General features: G+C 35.6%; 16 protein-coding genes. 7 read left to right on the top strand and 9 right to left on the bottom strand.

The window, feature by feature from the left end; all coding sequences use genetic code 11:
- The first annotated feature begins 226 nt into the window (after positions 1-226).
- From ACODR7_RS14515 to ACODR7_RS14500, 4 genes are read left to right on the top strand one after another with little or no spacing between them, the layout of a single operon-like run.
- Positions 227-604 (top strand): DUF3127 domain-containing protein, encoded by a 378-nt coding sequence (locus ACODR7_RS14515; RefSeq protein WP_076595315.1) that lies wholly within the window; start codon positions 227-229, stop codon positions 602-604.
- Between the two features lie 59 nt (positions 605-663).
- Positions 664-1,317, top strand: a complete 654-nt coding sequence (gene aat / locus ACODR7_RS14510) for a leucyl/phenylalanyl-tRNA--protein transferase (RefSeq protein ID WP_488840072.1) — start codon at positions 664-666, stop codon at positions 1,315-1,317.
- Positions 1,304-2,182 carry a DMT family transporter gene (locus tag ACODR7_RS14505; protein ID WP_488840070.1) on the top strand — a complete coding sequence of 293 codons (879 nt, stop codon included), beginning with the start codon at positions 1,304-1,306 and terminating at the stop codon, positions 2,180-2,182. The genes aat and ACODR7_RS14505 overlap by 14 nt, the downstream gene beginning before the upstream one ends.
- Positions 2,183-2,229: 47 nt before the next feature.
- The gene (locus ACODR7_RS14500; RefSeq protein WP_488840068.1) at positions 2,230-3,096 is read left to right on the top strand and encodes a hypothetical protein; all 867 of its coding nucleotides are present in this window, start codon (positions 2,230-2,232) and stop codon (positions 3,094-3,096) included.
- 47 nt (positions 3,097-3,143) lie between these two features.
- On the opposite strand, the gene ACODR7_RS14495 is transcribed toward ACODR7_RS14500, so the two are convergent.
- From ACODR7_RS14495 to ACODR7_RS14485, 3 genes are all read right to left on the bottom strand, one after another.
- Positions 3,144-4,526: a tetratricopeptide repeat protein gene (locus ACODR7_RS14495; RefSeq protein ID WP_076595218.1), complete on the bottom strand. Its 1,383-nt coding sequence runs from the start codon at positions 4,524-4,526 to the stop codon at positions 3,144-3,146.
- Positions 4,527-4,904: 378 nt separating this feature from the next.
- Positions 4,905-6,287, bottom strand: coding sequence for a phosphoglucosamine mutase (gene glmM / locus ACODR7_RS14490; protein WP_488840066.1), 1,383 nt, complete (start codon positions 6,285-6,287; stop codon positions 4,905-4,907).
- Positions 6,288-6,353: 66 nt separating this feature from the next.
- On the bottom strand, positions 6,354-7,349 hold the full coding sequence (locus ACODR7_RS14485) for a DUF4421 family protein (RefSeq protein ID WP_488840065.1): 996 nt from the start codon (positions 7,347-7,349) through the stop codon (positions 6,354-6,356).
- A 334-nt stretch (positions 7,350-7,683) separates the two neighbouring features.
- Here ACODR7_RS14485 and ACODR7_RS14480 point away from each other — a divergent pair, with 334 nt between their 5' ends.
- Positions 7,684-9,180: a T9SS type A sorting domain-containing protein gene (locus tag ACODR7_RS14480; protein WP_488840063.1), complete on the top strand. Its 1,497-nt coding sequence runs from the start codon at positions 7,684-7,686 to the stop codon at positions 9,178-9,180.
- A 304-nt stretch (positions 9,181-9,484) separates the two neighbouring features.
- Here ACODR7_RS14480 and feoB read toward each other — a convergent pair whose 3' ends face one another.
- The 4 genes from feoB to ACODR7_RS14460 form a co-directional block, all read right to left on the bottom strand.
- Positions 9,485-11,518: a ferrous iron transport protein B gene (gene feoB, locus ACODR7_RS14475; protein WP_488840061.1), complete on the bottom strand. Its 2,034-nt coding sequence runs from the start codon at positions 11,516-11,518 to the stop codon at positions 9,485-9,487.
- On the bottom strand, positions 11,518-11,772 hold the full coding sequence (locus ACODR7_RS14470; protein WP_076595212.1) for a FeoA family protein: 255 nt from the start codon (positions 11,770-11,772) through the stop codon (positions 11,518-11,520). Before ACODR7_RS14470 ends, feoB begins: the two co-directional genes overlap by 1 nt.
- A gap of 127 nt (positions 11,773-11,899) precedes the next feature.
- On the bottom strand, positions 11,900-12,187 hold the full coding sequence (locus ACODR7_RS14465; protein ID WP_488840059.1) for a hypothetical protein: 288 nt from the start codon (positions 12,185-12,187) through the stop codon (positions 11,900-11,902).
- Positions 12,188-12,418: 231 nt separating this feature from the next.
- Positions 12,419-13,330, bottom strand: a complete 912-nt coding sequence (locus ACODR7_RS14460) for a GLPGLI family protein (RefSeq protein WP_488840057.1) — start codon at positions 13,328-13,330, stop codon at positions 12,419-12,421.
- Positions 13,331-13,511: 181 nt separating this feature from the next.
- On the opposite strand from ACODR7_RS14460, the gene ACODR7_RS14455 reads away from it, so the two are divergent.
- Positions 13,512-14,009: a DinB family protein gene (locus tag ACODR7_RS14455; RefSeq protein WP_488840056.1), complete on the top strand. Its 498-nt coding sequence runs from the start codon at positions 13,512-13,514 to the stop codon at positions 14,007-14,009.
- 55 nt (positions 14,010-14,064) lie between these two features.
- Here ACODR7_RS14455 and ACODR7_RS14450 read toward each other — a convergent pair whose 3' ends face one another.
- The gene (locus tag ACODR7_RS14450; protein ID WP_488840054.1) at positions 14,065-16,782 is read right to left on the bottom strand and encodes a hypothetical protein; all 2,718 of its coding nucleotides are present in this window, start codon (positions 16,780-16,782) and stop codon (positions 14,065-14,067) included.
- A 449-nt stretch (positions 16,783-17,231) separates the two neighbouring features.
- On the opposite strand from ACODR7_RS14450, the gene ACODR7_RS14445 reads away from it, so the two are divergent.
- Positions 17,232-18,113, top strand: coding sequence for a cupin-like domain-containing protein (locus tag ACODR7_RS14445; protein WP_076595207.1), 882 nt, complete (start codon positions 17,232-17,234; stop codon positions 18,111-18,113).
- A gap of 60 nt (positions 18,114-18,173) precedes the next feature.
- Here ACODR7_RS14445 and ACODR7_RS14440 read toward each other — a convergent pair whose 3' ends face one another.
- The gene (locus tag ACODR7_RS14440) at positions 18,174-19,898 is read right to left on the bottom strand and encodes a M14 family metallopeptidase (RefSeq protein WP_488840052.1); all 1,725 of its coding nucleotides are present in this window, start codon (positions 19,896-19,898) and stop codon (positions 18,174-18,176) included.
- Positions 19,899-20,039: the final 141 nt, after the last annotated feature.

Here is a 20,039-nt window from a genome sequence, read left to right as displayed (position 1 = left end):
GGCACCAGATCCTAAGTCTGGCGTGGCTACCAATTACACCACATCCGCTGGTTTTTTATATTGTAAGTTTTAAAGAGCTTGCTTCGTTTTTGTGAGTGCAAATATAGGACAATTTCCTTTATCACCAAACTTTTCAGGAAAAAAAAATAAAATTTCCATATTTTTTTTTCATGCCTTCTTTTATTACATTTCATTTTCATACTTTTACATCGTTAATATTTACGATATGGAATTACAAGGAACGGTAAAGAAACTTTTTGATGCTCAAACATTTGCGAGCGGGTTTCAAAAAAGAGAAATGGTTATTTTGACCCAGGAACAGTATCCACAGCCGATAAACATAGAATTTTTGTCTGATAAAATCAGTTTATTAGATAACCTTAAAGAAGGAGAAAACGTAAAGGTAGGAATCAACATCAGAGGAAGAGAATGGGTTTCTCCTCAGGGTGAAACGAAATACTTCAACTCTATTACGGGGTGGAGAATAGAGAAAGTTTCTGAAAATGCTTCAGAACCTACTCAGGCTATGCCTCAGCAATCAGCATCTCCAGTTTCTAACGAAAATCCGTTTGCCGGAGACGATGATGACGATTTGCCTTTTTAATTAAAGAATAAAGATCAAATATAAATCCTGCTTTTTGAAGTGGGATTTTTTTTCTAAAAATGGTCCGATTAGACGAAAACGAGATTTCATTTCCTGACCCTGAGCTGTATGATGGCCACGAGGGAGTGGTTGCTTTTGGTGGCGACCTGTCTGTAGAACGTATTTGGTTTGCTTACCAGCTCGGTATTTTTCCCTGGTACAATCCCGGTGAGGAAATCCTTTGGTGGTGTCCCGATCCAAGATTTGTTCTTATTCCTGAAGAATTAAAAGTTTCCAAGTCTATGAGAAAGATACTCAACAGAAATGTTTTTACTTTCTCCGAGAATAAGAATTTCAGAGAAGTGATCAGGAATTGCCAGCAGGCTACAAGAAAAGGACAATCGGGCACATGGCTTTCGGATGAACTGATGGAGTCTTTTATCCGGCTTCATCAATACGGTTTGGCCAAAAGCATTGAGGTATGGCAGGATGAAGAACTTGTTGGCGGTTTTTACGGATTGCAGATTGGAAATGTATTCTGCGGAGAAAGCATGTTTGCCAGGGTCAGTAATGCTTCAAAAGCAGGTTTTATCAACTTTGTAGAAAGCAACAAAGACAACCTGGAGTTAATTGACTGCCAATCACATACTGAACACCTGGAAAGTTTAGGGGCAAAAATGATTCCCAAAAAAGAATTTCTAAAAATCTTACACGAAAATAATGAACGCAGATAAAGAAAAATGGGTTCTTCTGGTGGTTCTGAGTATTATCTGGGGATCATCCTTTATTTTAATCAAAAAATCGCTGGAGCATTTCAATCCGTTTCAGGTTGGGTCTTTAAGAGTTCTTATTGCCGGAATTATTCTGCTTCCGGTGGCCATTTCCAATTACAAACTTTTCCCTAAAAGACATTTGAAGTGGTTAATTCTGGCTGCCTTCACCGGAAATTTCATTCCCATGTTTCTGTTTCCGATTGCTGAAACAGAGATAAGCAGTAGTATTGCCGGAATCATCAACTCCATGATGCCTATTTTTGTGATTATTGTAGGTGCACTGGTCTGGAAGTTTGAAACCACGAAAAAACAGATTACAGGAATCCTAATAAGCTTTACCGGAGTCTGTATTCTGGCATTTGGAGGAGGAGACAGCAAAGAGCTGAAAATGATCCCTATTCTGCTCCTTTTATTGGCTACTTTATGCTATGCACTGAGTACCACAACTGTAAAATCAAAGCTGATGGATGTCTCTTCTACGGTTTTATCTGCGTTTGTGTTTTCCTTTGTTTTGTTGCTGCCATCCATTATTGCACTCACAGGTACAGGATTCTTTTCGGAATTTAGTTTTTCGAAGGATAATCTGACCGGGCTTATGTTTGTCAGTCTGTTATCTGTTTTCGGAACAGGCCTTGCGATGATGATGAATTATCGCTTGCTCAAAGTTTCCTCACCCCTCTTCGCATCCACCGTTACATTAGTGATGCCTATTGTTGCTATTATCTGGGGAATAATTGATGGTGAAAAACTCACTTATTTACAATTTACAGGTGCTGGAATTATTATCGCAGGACTCATCTTTTTAAGAACAAATCCAAAAAAATAAAATCATATTATAAATTAAATTATATTTTGATGATTTAACTTATAACTATGAAAAAACTTCTACTTTTGGTGTCTGTAGCCTTATCTGTACTTTCCTGTTACAATTCCGACGACACTCCTTTTGACAACAGTGATCCGTCTAATCAAAATGTAATTCTTCCCACGAAGATGACTATGGACGGTATTGTAATGAAAATCAATTACAACGGAACTAAAATTATCAGTATGATGAACAACATTAATCATGGACAAAGAGTGGAGTTCTCTTATACCGATGATTATGTTTCCGGGATTAAGAATTACGAAAATAATGTTCTTGAAAGTGCTGTGGAATATGGATATTCTAATGGGCGCATGGCTTCGGCTGTCATAAAAGAATATTCCACTACCGGAACTGTACAAAATACGGTTACATTTACCTATAACTACATCAGTAATACGGAAATTAAGGTGAAAAGAGAGACAAATTCGGGAATTGCAGGTTCTTCTACCATCAACAGTGTATTTACTTACAACAATGGAAATATGGTGAGCAGCGTAGGATCAGGAACCGGAACTGTTAATGGAAATACCGTTAATTATACCGAAAAAGAGACTTATACTTACACAGACAAAAACTATCCTTTTAAAAACGTAAAAGGCTTTGACAAAATCATATTCAACGGAAATGAGAGCAGTGACGGGGTAAGCATGCTATTTTCGAATATAAAAAATAGCTTAAGTACTTATAAAGGAGAGTTCACCCATGCTACAGCCGGAGGAGGAACAGTTACCGGAGCTACCTCTCATAAGTATACCACCACTTTTAATACTGCAGGTTATCCATCTGAAGAAAGCAGACAGTCTCTTGATATGAACGGAAATGCAAACACCAGCGCTCCGGATAAATTTTTCTACGAATACAATTATCAATAAAAAAAACCTGCATTTCTGCAGGTTTTTTCTCTTATTTTTAGATTCTTCTAGTTCTTTTTCTTCACTTTGCTGGCTTTTACCTTTTTCACTTCATCTTTAATGAAAGGATATTTTTTCTGCATATCCTTAGCTAGAGAAGGATCAAGTTCAAGTGCTTTTTGAAGTGATTCCATACCTTTATCCTGGTCTTTCAGATTGTAAAAGCAATTACTCAGCTGATAAAACAGCTCTGCTCTATAATGCTTTTTAATGGCTCTGTTCAAAACGGTTACCGCATCTTCATACTCTCCTACCAACATCAAAACTTCTGAATAGGCATACCAGTTATAGAATCTTGACGGCTCTGCATCCACTAATTTTTTAAGACAGGAAAGGCTTTCTTCAAACTTCCCTGAATCAATGAACAGGAATGCCAGTCTCTTTTGATAATCAAGATTGTTTTCATTGAGCTGGGTAGCTTCTTTGGCAAAATGCAATGCTTCAGACATTCCGCCCATCTCTTCATAAAGATAAGACTGCTCCATCATAGCAAGATAGAACTGAGGATCTTCTCTCAGTGATTTCTGGAATGCGTTTAATGCTAAAATAGGCTGTTTCAGGGCCTTATTGCACAATCCGATTTTATAAAAAGTAAATGCTTTTGTATATTCAAGCTCCAGCATTTCTTCATAAGTTTCGATCGCCTTTTGGTATTGTCCCAAAGCTTCATAACAAGCTGCTTTATTGGCATATACTCCCACAGAGTTTGAGTTGATTGCCAGCAAATAGTCGTAGCCTCTTATCGCTTCGTCATAATTTTTTCTGTTGAAGTAGAATTGTCCGTATTCAAACCACGCAGTTTCAGAATAGGGGAATTCATCTAAATATTCATTAAGAAAGGCAATAGCCTCCTCACTCTTATTCAGATCACTGAAGCATACCATAGCGTTTTCCAGCGAATATTCATCCGTAGGATCTTCCTTCAGTGCTTTTCTGTAATGTTTAAGAGCGTTAAAAGGATCTCCGAGATTCACATATTCATCCGCAATAAAGTTGTGGAGAAAGTTTTCTTCTTCCTCTAATGTTAAAGCTTTTTTGCAGATTTCAATGGATTTTCTGGGATTTCCTAGGTTCGAATAATACTTGGCGTAGCAAACCAAAAAGTCTGTATTCTCCATAGAAGCGCCTTTCAGCTCGTCAATAAGTTCTTTCGCCGTATTATACTCTTCCCACTCCAGAAGGATCTCAAGTCTTTTGATCTTAATATCCAACGAATTAGGGTGAAGCTTTAGTCCATAATTAACAGCCATGTCAGCGTAATTAAAATCCCCAAGCTCCAAATAATAAACAATAATGTCTTCCAACTCTTCTGTATCAAAGTAGAATTCGTCATTGTTTTCCATCATTTCCTCGAACTTTTTTACAAGTTCATTTCCAAAATACTCTTCCAATAGTGTCCTCTTTGTCGGCCCAACGCTTGAATTTGCTTACAAACCTCGGCAAACGTTTAATTAATAATATATCTGAAACTGATATTCAAATATTTATGCAAAGTTGCAACTTTTTTTTGAATTTTCCATTTCATAAATTTCTATTATAAAAATAGTAAAAAAAGAAAACCGATAAAAGGATTGTGGATAAAAAACCGGAAATTGGGGTTAAATTCTTACAACAAGGTGTTTTCCGCTTTGTACCTCAGCGTTCCATGCCGATTCGATATCTTTACTATCTATTTCTTGTGTCTCCATTTTAATTTTTCCGTCCACAGCCGCCTGAAACATTTCTGATATAAAAAAAGAACAGACTCATTGTCCGTTCTTCCTGTATTTTTAGATTAAACTTCTGATTTTGCTAATGATATCATCACCCAACTGATCTGCTTCTTCCTGAGATTTAGCTTCAGTATAGATTCTGATAATCGGCTCCGTATTGGATTTTCTAAGGTGAACCCAGTTGTTTTCAAAGTCTATTTTTACACCATCTACTGTAGAAACTTCTTCATTCTGATATTCCTGCTCCATTTTGCTTAAGATAGCATCTACATCAATCTCCGGCGTAAGTTCTATTTTCTTTTTCCCCATAAAATAGCTCGGATACCCTGCTCTCAGTTCAGAAACAGTTTTATTTTCTTTGGCTAAATGAGTCAGGAACAGTGCTACTCCTACCAAAGAGTCTCTTCCGTAATGTAACTCAGGATAGATAATTCCTCCGTTTCCTTCTCCTCCGATGACAGCATTTTTCTCTTTCATCAGGGTGACTACGTTTACTTCTCCTACAGCACTTGCAAAGTATTCCGAATTGTGGGTTTGTGCCACATCTCTCAGTGCACGGCTTGAAGAAAGATTGGAAATAGCTGCTCCGTTTTTATTTTTCAATAAATAATCTGCAACCGCTACCAATGTGTATTCTTCACCAAACATTTCTCCTTTTTCATCAATCAGGGCTAATCTGTCTACATCCGGATCTACAACGATTCCTAAATCTGCATTTTCTTTCTTCACCAATTCACAGATATCTCCCAAGTGTTCTTTTAAAGGTTCAGGATTGTGTGGGAAGTGACCTGTAGGCTCACAATATAATTTAATCGTTTCGCATCCTAATTTATCCAAAAGCATAGGAATGGCAATTCCTCCTGTAGAGTTTACCGCATCAAGAACAACCTTAAAATTCTTTGCTTTGATGGCTTCTGCATCTACCATTGGCAAATCCAGAATCTGCTGAATATGGATATCAAAAGCATCATCTCTTGTTTCATATTTTCCAAGATCATCTACTTCTGCATAGTTGAAGTCTTCACTTTCTGCCAAGGCCAATACTTCAGCACCGTTTTCACCACTGATGAATTCTCCTTTTTCGTTTAATAACTTCAGAGCATTCCATTGTTTGGGGTTATGGGAAGCGGTAAGGATAATTCCTCCGTCTGCATTCAGCTCAGGAACCATTACTTCTACTGTAGGTGTTGTAGAAAGACCCAGGTCTACCACATTAATTCCTAATCCCTGCAATGTAGCGGTTACTAAAGAAGACACCATCTGACCCGAGATTCTTGCATCTCTACCGATGATAAGCGTAAGATCTTTTTTGTTTTTATTATTTTGAAGCCAGCTTCCGAATGCAGATGCGAATTTTACAACATCCAGCGGTGTTAAGTTATCATTTACTTTACCACCAATGGTTCCGCGAATTCCGGAAATAGATTTTATTAATGACATGATGTTTTTAATTTATTTTGTTTTTCTGAATTTTCCAACGCAAAGATACTTAAAAGACCCTTCAACTTATAAAACAGGAATCTTTTTTTGGACTTTATCATAGGTATTTTTCACAACTCTCGGTGGTGCAAAACGATATCCCAGATAAATAAGTCCGTACAGATTATTATTTTCTACTGCCTCTCCGTTTTTCTGATAGGTATAAGTCTTAAAGCTCATTCTTCCTCCAAAAAGAAAATGTTCCGAATTATATCCTACATGAAGCCCTCCTTCCATTCTCAGGGTTAAAAACTGTTCATTTTCTTTCTTCTTATTCTCCTCAGTGGAGCTTGAAAACTGTCCCCCAAGACCTACAGAAAGATAAGGAGCAACATTTACCTTATCTTTTATAATCCAATTATAAAAGTATCCCATATTACCGCCTATCTTATACTGAACCTCTTTGTTTTTCACTTCATTGATTGTGTTGGTAAAAAAGCTAACATCATAATCCAGGTAGGGAATCCAGCTTCCGCTGCTTTTTTTCTGCCATTCACTGTGAGTATATATACTTTTGGCTGAGAAATTTTTATTGAGTACATATGATGTTGTTCCACCAAAACTCAGTACTTTTAAGTCCGGAAACTGTAAATAAGCATCCGTTTCCTTCCAGTCCGGAATAAAATCTTTCATATTTTCCACATAAAACCCCTTTATCTTTTTATAATAAAGAGTCTGGATAAATCTTTTTGGGAAAAACCTGAAGCTCAAATCTGTATAGGAGCTTTTTCCTTTCAAATCATCCTCATTATTTCCCGGGATAAATTTGGGAGAAAAAGAAATGGTAGCACTTATAGCACGATAGTCAACGGATACAGATGTTCTTGTTTTATTATTGATAGAGAGTTCTATTTTATCATCTTTTCCCTGGGAAAGAATATACTTTTCAAGGTTCGTATCAAGATTAAGACGAATCATCACCTGATCACTATAAGATTTAACAAGCGTTGTATCTGTCTGGCATTTAGCGTAAAAAATACATAAAAACAACATGAGACCCGAAATTGTGTTTTTTGGAATCAAAATAAATATTTTTTTCAGACAATGAAAATACATTTATTTTTTTATTATTCCGGTTAAGTCTTTTTTAAGAGGACCCGCAGTCATCAGAGCTGCTTCTCTTAAAACAGAGTTTCTTTGGAATAAAATTCCGACTTCCTTTTCCAGTAGTAACCAAGCGGAGCGATTATGGGCTTCATTCCTTAAAACTATTAAACGGAAAATATTCTTTTAATATAATCATATTAATTCACAATAAAAACAAAATAAAATGCAACATAAATTAAATACAATTAATAATATCAATTTTTAAATTACATTTTTTTGTAATTTTACCATTAACAAAAACTTATTTACTATGGAAACAAATCTACCAGCAGGCAGATTCTTGATAAAAACAGCTCTGCTTACCTCATTATTATTCTTAATGAGTTCATTAATTTTTGCACAAAAAGTGTATGCAAATAGCCAAACCTCACAAATTTACGGAGGATGTCTTCTCTGCTCTATTCAAAATCCACAAAATGCAGTGGGAAATAATGAAAACGATTACTCTTCCATGCGGATTCCCTTGGGAGCCATTGCCAGACTTGAGCAAAATCTGATTTTTCCTGCAACAACAAAACAAAATAAGATTGTCATTGGAATCGGAACCGACCAGGTATTATCTTTGGCTTTATTAGGAGGGGTTGCAATAGAGACGTTCAATGGTGACGTTTCAAATCATGATTATAAAATCATCACCAATGATTTGCTGAAACTTGAAATATCAAATCCAAGCAGAGGAACTATTGAGGTTTTTGTTTCTAAACCGTATGACCGGTTGAAGATAACTTTAAACAGCGGCATTCTTAACCTGAATAGTGTACTGAGGATATATTATATCTACCACAAACCGGAAGCCTGTACTTTTCCTCCTTTTGACCCCTTACATTATTATTCATTCAATGGTAATATCAACGATGCTGTTAATGGCTACAACATGACGAGTACTAACGTCCCTATCTTTCAAAATAATATGCCGTGCGGCCAAGGTCTCGGTACTACGCAAGAGACTCTAAAATATAGTCTGACAGCCGGATATAAAAAAGAAAATGGTAAAACATCCAGTGACCTGGCACTTAATCATACCGTTTCTTTCTGGGCAAAAACGGAACAGAAGCAGGAAGGAATTACATCTCCCAATGTAATCGTTGAGCCTATAATTGATAAACTTACTGTACTCCCGGATAGCCTGAAACTAAATGTCTCCTCAGCATACCCAACTTTTGGGATTTATGATAATTTGGAATTTAACAAAGCTCCTAACATATCTACTTCGTTTAACCATTATGTGATCAGAACAGAGAATGGTACTATTCAATTGTATAAAAATGGAGAAAAAGTAGTGCATAATTTGGTGGCAGTCAATTTAAGCTGGGGGCATTCATTATTAAATTCATTAGGAGATAGTGTTTCAAACATAATCACTCTTGACCGGGCACAAATTGATGAATTCGTAGTATATGACAAAGTTCTTACTCCGGAAGAGATTCAGATATTGTATACTTCATATAACCAGCCACCTTACACTTCGTCTGATCCTTCTGTAAACAGAATGAAAAGCTTCCCAACAAAAGAGCTGTTCACGGTATCTCCCAATCCATCAACCGGCCAGATTACCCTGGATGGCAATATAGCACTACCAGACTCACAGATATCCATCAGAAATCTTTCCGGAAAAGAAGTATATCATTCGAAATTGAGTTCCAAAACATTTGATCTGCCAGCTACTCTGTCAGACGGTATGTATATCATTAGCCTTAAGACCGCAGATGGTAAGATATATACCCGTAAGATTATTCTGACAAGATAACAGATCTATTTAAATATTCATATAAGCCGGCTTCTATGTCGCCAAATGTAGGCGCCGGTCTTATTGGTCTATGTATTGAAATTACTTTAAAATAAAAGTTTCTGACTTTCCAAAGCCTGATATTTTAAACGAAAAAAATGGCATTGTTCATTTTAAGAACATCCACAATCTTTATCACAGTTGGTTCTTTTGGAACTGAATTTCTTTGGTGCGAAATTCTTTTTAAGTACTTTAAATAAAGAGTAGCAGGCGAATGCTACGATTAACAGAATAAGTACGTATTGAAAAATTAATGATGAATCCATTACTTTAAAATCTGATATACGATCATCGACACAAAATAGGCCAAACCTGTCATCATGACCACCTGAAAGCCGGTCCATTTCCAGCTTTTGGTTTCTCTGTAGACTACTGCAAGTGTAGAAACACACTGCATTGCAAATGCGTAGAAAAGAAGCACCGAAATTCCGGTTGCAAAACTGAAAACTTTTTCTCCGTTCGGCTTTACATCTCTTCTCATTTTATCAATAACTTTCACCTCAGGGGCATCATCTTCCAGGCTGTAAAGCGTAGACATTGTTCCCACAAAAACTTCTCTTGCCACGAAGCTTGTAAGGATTCCTACTCCCATTTTCCAGTCGTAGCCAAGCGGAGCGATTACAGGTTCTATTCCTTTACCCATTTTAGCAAGGTAAGAATGATCCAGATGAACGTCTGCAGCTACAAATTCATTTGTTTTCTGGCTTGGCCCGAAATAGCTTAAAAACCAGATAATGATACTTACGATGAAAATTATTTTTCCGGCTCCGGTAATGAAATCCCATACTTTTCCTAAAACCATTTTAAAGTCATATCCGAAAAGTGGTTTTTTATAGGCCGGAAGGTCCATTACCAGATAGGTTTTCCCTTTACTTTTAATAAATCTTTTAAGGATTGCTGCAGAGAATAAAGCCACTAAGAAACCAAGGAGATACATTCCCATCAAAACCAGTGCTTTGTATTTGATTCCCAGGAATGTTCCTTCTGAGATAATCAGTCCGATGATAATACTATAGACCGGAAGTCTTGCGGAACAAGTCATAAATGGGGTTACCAATATCGTAAGTAATCTTTCTTTTACATTTTCAATATTTCTTGTAGAGATCACTGCCGGGATGGCACAGGCAGTTCCGGATACAAGCGGAACGATACTTTTACCGTTAAGTCCAAAGGGGCGCAGCAGCCTGTCCATCAGGAATACCACTCTTGCCATATATCCTGAATCTTCCAATAAATAAAGGAAGTACAGCAGGATTCCAATCTGTGGAGCAAAAACCACAATTCCTCCTATTCCCGGAACAATTCCATTTGAAATCAGGGAATTAATTGGTCCTTCCGGAAGATGTTCGTTGGTGAATGCTGCCAGCCATGAGAAGGACTCTTCAATCCAGCTCATCGGATATTCTGCAAGGAAGAAAACGCTTTGGAAAATAACCAGCAGAATAGCTAAAAAGACAACATAGCCCCAGAATTTATGAACTAAAACTTTATCCAGTTTTTCGGTTAACAATTCTTTGAACTGAGCTTTTTTAGAAATGACATCAGCCAGTATTTTGTCTACATTCTGATATCTTCTAACGGTTTCCTGAACCTGCAACCTTTTAGGCACCAAGCTTTTAGAATCTGATTCATTCAACTGTTCCATTACTGAGCCGAGTCTTCCAAGATCTGTTCCCAGGGAAAGGCTCATCCATGCTTTATATTCGTTATCGAAACCTTTATGTGCTTCCAGTTTCTGAATAAAGTCTCTATGTTCGTTTGGGGTTTCAAAAGAAAGCTTGTCTGTTTTTACAAACTCGCTGTTATAAACAGCTTCTCTTACTTCATCAATCCCGATTTGTTCTTTCGCATTGGTTTGAATAATTTTAATACCTAATGCATCGGAAAATTTTTGAATATCTATCGTAATTCCTCTTCTTTCTGCCTGGTCAATCTGATTGACAATCAGAATCATTGGAATTCCGAGATCCTGAATCTGCTGAAACAGCAGCAAACCTCTTTTTAAACTTAATGCTTCAAGAATATAAACAACTCCTGCGTAGTTTTTCTGCTCCTCGATAAGATATTTGGAAAAAATAGCTTCGTCTTCTGAACTCGGGTATACACTGTAAGAACCTGGAAGGTCTATCACCTCAACTTCTTCATTTTTGTAAACATAGTTCCCTGAATGGCTTGCAACGGTAACGCCGGCGTAGTTTCCGGTTTTCTGCTTTTTGTTGCAAAGCGTGTTGAAAACCGTTGACTTTCCTACATTAGGATTCCCGACTAAAAGTATCTGTTTTTTCTTGTTTTCCTGCATTAATTCAATTCTTCAACAATGATGTAATCTCCTTCTTCCTCACGAAGAGCAATCCGGCTTTTTTCTGCTCCAAATTCTACATACATTGGCCCGCTGAACGGAGCCTGATACAAAATCCTGAAAAGGGTATCCGGAAGAAGTCCCATTTCAATAATTTTATTGGGCATTTTAAGATGGTCGTTATCATACCCCAATATCTTCCCCATTTTATTTTTAGGGAATCCACTTAATTTATGTAATCCTTTCTCTTTCAAAGCCTGATTTTTAGTCTTGCAAATATACGCTATTTAAATTTAATCTAAATAACGAGTTCGTATAAAAAATAATGGGGTATTTCAAGTGAAACACCCCATTATTTTTTAGTAATTCTATATTTCTAGCTTATTTAGAATATGTTTCCAAACAGCTACTTACCATGGCTGTACCTAGTGGTGGATCAACAGCTGTTACATTAAAAGCAATTGCCAAGCATCCTTCCAGATTCATCTCTGCAGGCTTCATGGTTTTTGCAATTTTTACTACTACTTTTTCATCCTTAAAATTCTTTTTAGCTACTAAAACAGTCTCAACCTTACTTTTACTTTCTTCTACTTTCACTTTTGGCTCTTCACCTTTTGCAAATGACATTACGGATGTTGTTAATAACAACATGAAAATGATTTTTTTCATTGTATAATATTTTAATTTGTTGTAAAACAAACATATAATTAAAAATAACAAAATCAAATTTTTGTTTTCTAAATCTTAAAAATAATTGCTAATTCTAAAACATTATTTCAAATTAGAATTTATTTTCAATACTTTTTAGTTATTAAAAAACATTTTCAACAAAAAGAAATCAACCCAAACACATTGCTGTATCTGGGTTGATTCAAAATATAATTTAGTTGATATGAATGCTTATTTTTTCTTCTTATCAGAAGGCTGTTCTTTTTCTATTGGATTGTCGTTAGCATTGTAAAAATCCTTATACTGCTTTTCCTGCTTTTTCATCATATCTCCTACCGTTCCATCCATTCCAGGGATGGTTTTAGACATCATTTCCTGTGTCATCATAGGTCTTACAGAAGAAAACGGATCTTTTTTAAAGTCACTAAAAGTTTTCTCAAATTTTTCTCTTGTTAACTCATTTACTTTTCCTCCTGAAGCATGCATTAAATTTTCAATGTAAGAGAATTCCGTATAATCTTTCACTTTTTTATTTCCCTGCAATACCCAAGAGTAATTTTTATCAGCATCTTCAATTTTTACAATTAAACCGGGAAGCCCATAAAACTTATAAGGTCCGTCCTGAAATGGAATATCTGTACTAAACCAAGCAGTCCAAGTTCTTCCTCCAAAATCAGTTGTTGCCTTTTGTGCGTTATATTCTCCTATTTTTTGTTTATCAGCTAAGATATTCCAGTTGAATTTTAATTCTTCACTATAACCAATATTTGTTGGAGTAAATCCGTTAGCTATCTTATCCACATATTGTACTTTCATACTTGGGTAAGACTTATATATTCTGGATGAAATTTTTGGTGTTTTAAGAGATTTTGAAAAGTCTCTCATCATTCCTGATTTCTTAATTGCCTCCATTTCAATTTTCATGATAGAATCCTGAGCAATCACTGTATAATCCTGATAAATAGATCTGTTCTTATCTGTAATATCTAAAATAGTCACTACTTTATCCATTTTTGCAGAATCTTTTTTCGGCTTAAAAGTAAGTTCATAAAAGAAACGGTTTGCAGTTTCAGTTTCCTTTGACTCCTGAGCGCCTGCAAAAGCAAAAAGAGCAATAAGAAATATAGAGAATAACTTTTTCATTGTAGCAAGTTTATATAATTAGTAATCATATGTCTTCTTTTGTTACAGTTTTTTTCAAATTTTATTTTCCAGTAAAAAATATTCTTCCGTTTCAATCTTTAGTACTTAAAAAATTATGATTCTGTTAAAACAGTTTCATTTTTAAAACGCTTACCTTTAAGTTTCTAAAAAACAAAATATTATGGACACTTTATCTCAATTAAAATCCGAACTGGAGGGAGAATTTCAAACCACAAAAAAATTTATTGAACTATTTCCTGAAGGAAAAAACGATTATGCTCCTCATGAAAAAAGCATGAAAATGATGCCTCTTGCCACCCATCTGGTAGAAGTTTTTGAATGGCCAAACACTATTTTAAAAACTTCTGAACTGGATTTTGCCAAAGGAGACTACAAACCTACGGTTCTTTCCACAAAAGAAGACCTTATGAAAAAGCTGGAAGAAGATTACCAGGCTGGTAAAAAGGCTCTTGAAAACACCACAGAAGATGATCTGAATCCAAGCTGGACCATTAAAAATGACGGTCATGAGCTGGCAAGCTGGAGCAAGTACGGAGCGATCCGGCATGCTTTAAACCAGATCACACATCACAGGGCTCAACTGGGAGTGTATTACAGACTAAACAATATTCCTTTGCCGGGAAGCTATGGGCCTTCAGCCGACCAGCAAAGTTTTTAATTACTATCTAAGTATATCTCAACAAAAAACCAATCCGGATGGATTGGTTTTTATTTTATTTAAAGTTGAATTTTACACTTAGCATAACCTGGCTGGGACGGAGCTGCATATTTGTTTGTGTGATATTCGTATTATTAATATCGATTCTTTCAAATATTCTTTTGTTTGCTATATTCATCCATTTCAATTCAAAATCAATTTTCTTTTTTGACCATGAAAATTGATAAGAAAGATCGAAGAATCCATTATTATATTTTACATCTGCAGATTTTGAATTGATCTGATCCCAATAAAATCCTATGGTATGGTTTTCTAAAGGATAGAAAAATACATTAAGATTATGGCTGTATACTTCAGATTTTCCTTTATTATCTGTAAGGAAAATATTGGATGTATTATTCCATGTTTTAGAAGCATTAAAGTCTACGCTCATCCAGGAAAAATAGGTATTATTGAATTTAAATCCTAATGTATTACCATTGGTTTTGTTATCAATAAGATCCGTATTTCTTTTAGACTGAGATTTTGATACGGTATTATTATAGCTGAATGATGCATTCGTTTTAAACTTCGGAAAATATTTTCCTATTTCTGCATATAAACTATTGCTTGTTCTTTTGTTTTCTTTTTCTATATATTCGATTACACTAAACCCTAATTCGTTAACTGTGCTTGAGGCCAACAAATTATTTTTTGCATCACTTAGTCTATAGCCTACATTAAAAAATAGATTGTTCAGCGGATTTCTGTACTCTAATCGTAATCCTCCATTTTTTGTAATGGTTTCGGGGATCGGATTTTTTGGATCCATTTTATTAAATCCACCCGGACTCGTCAGGATATATCCGGCATAAGCGGTCTGAATATCTCCGAAATTATTGCTTATGCCTCCATTCACACTTGCTTTAAAGAATGAAGCAAATGAATATTGAGCAAAAACATTCGGAGTAAAAGTTACTTTGTTCAAAGACTTTGAAACATTTCTGAATGCATCTTCAGCCTTAATATTATTGAAGTTTACAGGGAAGCTTGAAAATAAGCTCCATGATTCGGATTTATAATTAATTCCCACGGAAGCAGATGGGTTCATTCTCGTAAATTTCAAATCATTTTCGTAAATGTCCTGATTGAAATTTGGTGGAACATCATTTGGAACAGAAGGATTTGGTATTGCTTGCCCATCAAAGTTTGTTGTCAGTTTATCCGTAGAAAAGTCAAATCCTACCTGCGGAGTAAATGTCCATCCTTTTGAGGAGAAACTGATATTGGCAGAATGTGATGTATCTAAAGATTTTATTCTGAAATACTGTAAAGCTGTACTTCCCGGAGCGAAATTTATAGTCGTAAAATCATCGGTTCCTGGTATTCTGTAAGGGAATTGCAAATAACTTGCTGGAGAGATTTCTAAAATTTGTTTATCATTCTGATAGCTGATATAGGATTTAAAATTCACCATCTTTTCTTTCCATGGAATGATTGTGCTTAAAGAGTTCTGAAATGATGTGGTAGGTGATTCCAACGCTTCATTTCCCTGCTTCCCTCTTCTTTCCGCCAAAGCTCTATCTGCATTCCAAAATTGAGAAAAGGTAGTTGTGTTTTTAAAGAATCCTTTTTTGGCATTTTTAGTAAAGATCAACTCTCCTTTTAATTTGTCTGTATAGAAATTGTTCAGGAATCTTGTAGTATATTGTGTACCCAGCTGAATGTCTCTTGTAACACTATTGGACTCTCTTTCTACTGCATTATTAGTATAGTTTGCATTAGTTTTAAGCTCCCATTCTTTCTTTTTATCAATATTGGTAAGGTAATTCGCTGACAAATAATGAACACTGTTCATCAAATATCTTTTTACAGGAAGATCAGGTACCGTTGCATTTTCTACACTCAACCAGTTATTTTGCGAGATATTGCTTCTTCTCCCTTCCCACGAACTTCCAAATGCCAGAATATTCCCTTCATTTTCTACCTGCTCACCCATATTATTGGTTTTATAATTAACTACCCATTGGCTTTTCTGTCCGAAAAACATCGGTGTTAATTTTACATTCCAGAGGAAAGGTTCCAAACCAACTCCTACTTCTCCCCTACCTGTCATGGTAACGGAGTTTTTCAGTTTGATATTGATGGCTGCCTGATCTGAAGGTACTTTATCCTGAAGTATTTTTACCGGCTGGTGGTTCTCAAGAACTTCTACTTTCTGTACAGCATCCTTCGGAAGTGAGTTGTTGATGGTTCCATAACCACCTTCCATCAGGTCTTTTCCGTTTACATAGAATTTATTGATGGCATTTCCCTGATAAAGAATTGTTCCGTCTTTATTGACTTCAATTCCGGGAATCTTTCTCATAACATCTGCAAGGGTTCTGTCGTTTTTACTGTTGAATGCTTTAAGATCGTAAGAAATGGTATCACCTCTTGCCGTAATCATCTTTGTTTTCAGCTGTACTTCTTTAATTTCTGTGGCTTCAGACTGCATTTTGAAGTTCAGAGTCTGATCGCTGTTATTGATCTGCTTGGTAAGGGGTTTCTGATTGAATGCTTTCACTTTCAGATCCACATTGGATTCTCCGGAAGTGAAAGTTACTTTATATTCTCCCTTAGAGTTGGTAATTCCGTAAGCAAGAATAGCATCTTTGCCGGGCTCTTCTATAGTCACACTGGCACTTGGTATTGCCACCCCGTCATCATCCGTAATCTTTCCCGAAACCGTTTTCTGAGCAAAAGTAAGCACAGTAAAGAAAAGCATCAGAAATAAAGTAATATTTTTTTTCATACTTATTATTTGCTCAATTAGTTAATGGTTATTGTTTTTTGTTACACTTTTTATAAAGATGAATTTTACCCTCAAAGGTTAAATCAGTATCACTACAAACATAGTGATAATTTTCAAGCTTTTGACTTTTCTTTGAAAAAGAAATAATCTCAAACAAAATCATAAACAGTTGAAGGTTTCTTTTCCAATATCTATTTCACCATAAGATCATGTTTGGCATAAAAAATCTGCAAAAGAAGTAGGAAATTATTTTTTAATTTCTGTAACATTATCCGGATAGATATTGTCTTTTTTTATTACATAAAGCACAATTTTAAAAGGAAGTAAAGGAATTAATATTCTTACTTATTCTAAATAGGAAAATCTGATTTGAATCATAGATTAAAAAAAATATTAAACGCTATTACATAAATATATATTTAATAATTTTGTAACATAAAATTTATAAAATGGGAATTATTTTAAAGCCTATAGATGTTGTAGAAGACATTTCAAAAGAAGAATTCTACGCAAAATATCTGAAGCCAAGAAGGCCCGTTGTCATCAGGAATATGGCAAAAAAATGGCCTGCTTATCAAAAATGGACGATGGAATATATGAAGGAAGTTGTAGGAGATGTGGAGGTTCCTTTATATGACAGTTCAAAGGCAGATCCTTCTGCTCCCATCAATGCATCGGCAGCAAAAATGAAGTTTGGAGATTATATAGATCTTATACAGCGGGAGCCTACTGATCTCAGAATATTTCTTTTTGATCCTATAAAATATGCCCCAAAATTGTTGGAAGATTATATTTCTCCCAAAGAATTAATGGGAGGCTTTCTGGATAAATATCCCAATATGTTCTTTGGCGGAAAAGGATCGGTAACGTTCCTTCATTTTGACATTGACATGGCTCATATTTTCCATACTCACTTCAACGGAAGAAAGCACATTCTTCTTTTTGATTATAAATGGAAAGAAAGACTTTATCAGATTCCATATGCAACCTATGCCCTGGAAGATTATGATATTGAAAATCCTGATTTCACCAAGTTTCCGGCACTGGATGGTGTAGAAGGAATTGAGTGTTTCCTGGAACATGGAGATACCTTATTCATGCCTACCGGATGGTGGCACTGGATGAAATACCTGGACGGCAGTTTCTCAATTTCTTTAAGAGCCTGGGACAAATCGTGGGCAGTAAAAGCACATTCACTGTGGAATCTTACCGTACAGCGTAAATTCGACGATATCATGAAGTCCAATTTCAAAAAAAATTATATGGACTGGAAAGAGAAAATGGCAATTAAAAGAGCAGAATTAGCCCTAAAGAGAGGTTTACCAAGATAAATAAAAAGACGTTTCGTTCGAAACGTCTTTTTTATAGTTTATTTATTTAAAATCAATTCATTACAACACCCTGTAAACCGGATACTGCCTGAACGTTTTTTCTTCAAAGTAAGGAGAATGTCTGTAGATCCAATCCAATTGTGCTTCTCCATCTTCAGACAATTTTTTATCCGATGCTTTAGCTGTTTCAAACGCATCTTTCAGTTTTTTGTCTTTTTTCAGCAGTTCGGCGGCTGTATCTTCAAAAATATAGGCGGAATAATATTCTTTCTGAGCCAGAATTCCGTCAAAAAAGTTCCAGTTGAAAAATGAGTCCAATGCCTCAGGTTCAAGTGTTTCTATAATATATTTTACACCAGGCTGATTGGTAGAAATCAGATAATCCCCGGCAGCAAATGTCATGTTTTTCAGAGCAGTGTCCACTGTTGTTTCAAAATGCAGATAGTGCCCTTCATACGGGTTTTTAACGGTTTTAAAATCTTTGATTTTATAAGACTCAACTGCTATTGTACTGTCTTTATGTATTGGTTTCATCAGAATTTTATTTCTTTTAAATTCTTCAATCACCCTATATTGCGACTGTGGAATGACATAATACTTAGGAATGATAATATACCCTGTAGGAACAGCAGTCGTAAAGAGTTTTATATTCTTTGTAAAGGGTTTGTTTCTGTCATAATACAGCCTTGGCTTCCCTGAAACTTCACTGGGTTTGTATTTTCCTTCATAGCCCTTAAAATCCATCGTAGAGAATTTTGTGGAATCTATTTTCCAACGGATACCATATTGTTTTCCTGCCTGATATTGTTTTAAATTTTCAATACGAAGCTGTTTTATTTTCTGATAATCTTTATCTAAATTCTGCAGATTCACCAGCATATATTTGTAGGTAGCATCCACCCTTTTGTCATAAGGCTTCAGCATATGGGTTTCCGGAACGGTTCCCAACGAGTTGAAAAGGGAAGTATATCCCGTAGAGTATCTGGGAGAGTCTTCAAATGAGGCAAATCCTACTTCCGGTACATCTCCGTGAATGTTGACATAAGGCGTACTTTCATAGCCCAATTTCTTCATATCTTCAAGATTTTTAGCCTGATAATCATTGTAGAAATAGTTTCCCAGGGTATTTCCCAAGCGTTCTTTAAAGGTAGAAATATAGGTGAATGTATATTGGTAATCTGCTCCGTTGCTGACATGGTTATCAATAAAGACATCAGGTTTCAACCACTGGTATATCTCCTGAAAACTTCTGGCATTTCTGGAATCTGCTTTGATAAAATCTCTGTTCAGATCGTAATTCCTTGCATTTCCTCTGAAACCATACTGCTCAGGACCGTTTTGATTGGCTCTCGAGTAAGATCCTCTGTTCAACATTCCGCTTACATTATAGGCTGAAATAGCAGCAATGATAAAATTCTGTGGAGTTGTAATCTTTTTAGTGGCAAGATCTCTCATCAGCATCATCGTAGCATCAATTCCATCCGGTTCTCCGGGGTGAATTCCGTTGTTGACAAAGAGAATGGCTTTGTTTTTTCTTAATTTTTCAAGATCTTTTTCAGGAAAAGGGTTATAAATCACCACATAAATGGGTTTTCCACTGTCATCTTCTCCCTTTTTAAGGTATTGAATGGTATTGAAATTTTTAGCCAGATCGTGATAATAGCTATTCATTTCATCGTAGGTAACAGTTTGGTTACCATTCCCTTTTTCAAAAGGAGTCTGAAATGATTTCTGAGCCAAAAACAAGGTAGAACTCAGGGTGAATAAAAGATATTTCAGTTTCATTGAAGTCGTATTTTCAAACTTTAAAATTAATCATCTTTTGTGAGAAAAGGGATGTGCTGGCAGTCAAAATTGCAAGAGGGTGAAAAGGTAAAATTATTTTAAAATAGAAACCTAACAGGTTTTGAAAACCTGTTAGGTTTG

It is taken from the genome of Chryseobacterium sp. FG46 (genome assembly GCF_057809135.1).
This window is presented reverse-complemented; position numbering and strand designations above follow the sequence as displayed.